Here is a 3,234-nt window from a genome sequence, read left to right as displayed (position 1 = left end):
GTATATGAAACTGAATTGCGGTGTATTGATTTGTTTTTAATCAAAAAGACAAAAAATGTTTGATATATATTCATCAAAGCTTACAATTTAACCGTAACTCAATGAGTTATACCTTTCATAAACGGATTAATTTTTAGCTAGGAGGCGCAAGATGAAACATTACGTTGTTAACACCACTGCTTGCGCTGATCGTATGCCTATCGCTCCGATGACTCTTAAGTCGGATGATACCAATACCACTGGCTCACAAGATAAAAATTAATCCGTAACCTATCTTATTTATTACTAGGCTGCGGAAAAGTAGCGGCTTAGTATAAACAGAACACCTCTGTTCATTTTACGCACTATTTTTCCCAGTCGAATACATCGATAATCGGAGAAAATATTATGCGTCACTCTATTTACCTACAACTGGCAACTTTGTTATTGAAAGCAGACCTTAAACGCGAAGAAAAGCAATGGCAGCGAACCATACGCCGCACTGCTCATGATGTTCCATGGACGAATGTTCATCTATTGAGGGATATTGGTTTAGATAGCGATGGTCGTTCCACACGCGCCAATGTTCCGGATGCAGTAAAAGTTGAACGTCGAGTTCGTCACCTTCGTCGAGTTTTAACGTCGCGAATAATGACGTAATCGTTAGCGTGTTGGACTGACTGAGTTGCTATCAAGTCATTCAACACGCTTAACGTGCGATATGAAGTCATACTTCATTTGATAAACAGCTGACCTTGAAGGTCAGCTGTTTTCGTTTGAGGGGAGCTTTACTGTTAAGGGCATGGATTCGAGTAGGTTGTACCAATTGCTTGAATCTCAGTAAGGAGCTCATCGCTTAGTTTTAGGTCGATACTGTCGATGTTGGCTTTTAATTGGTCGAGGTTGGTCGCGCCGATAATATTAGATGCTACAAATGGGCGCTGATTGACAAATGCGAGTGCCATTTGTGCAGGATCCAAACCATGCTCTTGGGCTAAATTGACGTAAGCTTCGGTCGCTTTTATCCCCTGAGGAGTAAAGTAGCGCGCAAAACGCTCCCACTTCGTGCATCGAGCACCCTCTGGTCTCTCACCATTCAAGTATTTGCCGCTTAGGCAGCCAAATGCCAGTGGAGAGTAGGCCAGTAGCTGGACACCTTCATAGTGGCTGATTTCAGACAAGCCCACTTCAAAGCTGCGGTTCAACAAGTTATATGGGTTTTGAATCGAGACAATGCGTGGCAAATCATGCTTTTCAGCTAAACGCAGTAATGACATCACACCCCATGGCGTTTCGTTTGATACACCGATGTAGCGTACTTTGCCTGCATTCACTAGCTCAGTCAGCGCTTCCAAGGTTTCAATTAATGTGACTTCTTCTTGCTTGTCTGGGTAAGGGTAGTTGAGTTGACCAAAGCAGTTAGTTTGACGTTGAGGCCAATGTAATTGGTATAAATCGACATAATCCGTTTGCAGGCGGTTAAGGCTGTCATCAATTGCTGTATGGATGTGGCGACGATTAAGGCTCATGTTGTCTCGGATGTGAGGGACACCGCGAGGGCCAGCCACTTTTGTTGCCAGCACAACTTTTTCACGTTTGCCGCTCTTTGCTAACCAATTCCCGATGTATTGCTCGGTGAGTCCTTGCGTTTCCGCTTTGGGAGGTACAGGGTACATCTCTGCGGTATCAATGAAATTCACCCCATGATCAAGGGCAAAGTCGAGCTGTTCAAAGGCGTCCTTTTCTGTATTTTGCTCGCCAAACGTCATGGTTCCGAGGCAGATTTTACTGATCTCAAGTGATGAGTGCGGTAGTTTTGTGTATTGCATATCACGTCCTTGAAGAGTTACCGACTAAATAAGTGATTCCAATATAGGGGATTTTTAACCGCTATCGCAAATGATTTACGTATAAAGGAAGACCAAACTCGAAAGCTATACATAGCCTAACTACACTTAAATGATCGTGTAAAGGAGGTACGTTATGCAGAAGCATCAATTGGACATGTGGTTACACGGTCCCCATAAAGATACTTATAAAACTCCCAAAGTATTTGTGATTGGGTGTTCTGATGTCTCTGACTATTTGCTAGCAGTGGAGTACAAGCATCAACTTGAGCCGATTAAAGACGGTGAAGATCCGATACATTTCGGTTCGCTAGATTTGGTGAAAGAAGAGCTGCTGAGGTTAGGGGTAGATAAAGCGTACTTAAGGCTGCACAATGCGTATGACGAATGTGGCACTGAAGAGGCAGCCTCGTACTGTGATATCGAGTTATCGCTCGTGACGCACTAAATGGTGGAAACAACATTACTCAGATGGCGTGCTGATGTAGTGCTTGAGTAAGATCTGCTCAGTAAACTGTGTTCTGAGGTAAAAACCTCGGGGCAGAGTTTTTATCGGCTTGCCATTTGAGCTATATGCTTCGGTGAGGGCTTTTGCATTCGCGGCTTTAGGGCGAAGATGTAGCGCTTCTCCGTGTCTGGCGGAAATTTGATCAAATTTCCCCAAGACGATCATCTCCATTAGCTCTTCCCAGTCGTTTCGTAAAATACGCTCTTCTTCGTCGTCTGGTGACCAAATCAGTGGGCTACCAACACGTCTTTCTGCAAGTGGAATTTCTCGTTCCCCTTCCACTGGTACCCAAAGCACACGAGATAGCTTGTTTCGAACATGACTTGTTTCCCATGTAAGACCATGAACACCAGTGAGGGGAGCCACAGAAACAAAGGTTGTTTCTAAAGGTTTGCCAGAGTAACTGATCGGAATACTTTTCAACTCGATCCCTAGTTTTGCGAAATCTTGTTGAGGTTTACTGCCAGCCGGAGCGCCCAAGTGCCATTCGAGTAATTGACCCACCCAACCTTTATCACGTTTTAAGTTTTCAGGAACAATCATATTCGCCTCGGCGGCCAGCTCTGCAAAGCTAAGTCCTGCCATATCATGAGCGCGTTCCAATAGCTCTGCTTCTGTTTGTGGTTCTGGTTTCATAGTCACAAGGTGGTATTACAAAACATATAGTTTATCAAACTCCGGCCAAATCTACTGTTTAAGATTTCACCGAGGCGGTGTAAGAACGATCAATTCATAACTTATCCACAGGTGAAGGAGGTATTGATAAGATCCTGACGGGGTCTGTATGAATAAACAGGGGTTAAAATGCATTTTTGGGGTTGATTTTGTTGTAATCATCTAAACGAATAGCAGGTGAGTGTGGATAAATAGCCTGTTGGTGGATCTTTGACCGATCTGAGT

At 44.0% G+C, this 3,234-nt stretch carries 4 protein-coding genes; 2 read left to right on the top strand and 2 right to left on the bottom strand.

The features are described 5' to 3' along the window. Positions 1–387: 387 nt before the first annotated feature. Positions 388–639, top strand: coding sequence for a hypothetical protein (locus tag CAG69_RS03475; protein WP_005397324.1), 252 nt, complete (start codon positions 388–390; stop codon positions 637–639). A 134-nt stretch (positions 640–773) separates the two neighbouring features. On the opposite strand, the gene CAG69_RS03470 is transcribed toward CAG69_RS03475, so the two are convergent. Next, positions 774–1,808, bottom strand: a complete 1,035-nt coding sequence (locus CAG69_RS03470; protein WP_047009105.1) for an NADP(H)-dependent aldo-keto reductase — start codon at positions 1,806–1,808, stop codon at positions 774–776. A gap of 154 nt (positions 1,809–1,962) precedes the next feature. Here CAG69_RS03470 and CAG69_RS03465 point away from each other — a divergent pair, with 154 nt between their 5' ends. Then, on the top strand, positions 1,963–2,274 hold the full coding sequence (locus CAG69_RS03465) for a DUF6482 family protein (RefSeq protein ID WP_005397320.1): 312 nt from the start codon (positions 1,963–1,965) through the stop codon (positions 2,272–2,274). Positions 2,275–2,289: 15 nt separating this feature from the next. On the opposite strand, the gene mutH is transcribed toward CAG69_RS03465, so the two are convergent. Next, on the bottom strand, positions 2,290–2,970 hold the full coding sequence (mutH, locus tag CAG69_RS03460) for a DNA mismatch repair endonuclease MutH (protein WP_047009106.1): 681 nt from the start codon (positions 2,968–2,970) through the stop codon (positions 2,290–2,292). Positions 2,971–3,234: the final 264 nt, after the last annotated feature.

Source organism: Vibrio sp. V43_P6S15P86 (genome assembly GCF_009904725.1).
Classification (GTDB): Bacteria; Pseudomonadota; Gammaproteobacteria; order Enterobacterales; family Vibrionaceae; genus Vibrio; species Vibrio diabolicus.
This window is presented reverse-complemented; position numbering and strand designations above follow the sequence as displayed.

Coding starts and splice junctions, on each gene's coding strand:
- CAG69_RS03475 (WP_005397324.1), top strand. CDS start 388: ATGCGTCACTCTATTTACCTACAACTGGCAACTTTGTTATTGAAAGCA.
- CAG69_RS03465 (WP_005397320.1), top strand. CDS start 1,963: ATGCAGAAGCATCAATTGGACATGTGGTTACACGGTCCCCATAAAGAT.
- mutH (WP_047009106.1), bottom strand. CDS start 2,970: ATGAAACCAGAACCACAAACAGAAGCAGAGCTATTGGAACGCGCTCAT.
- CAG69_RS03470 (WP_047009105.1), bottom strand. CDS start 1,808: ATGCAATACACAAAACTACCGCACTCATCACTTGAGATCAGTAAAATC.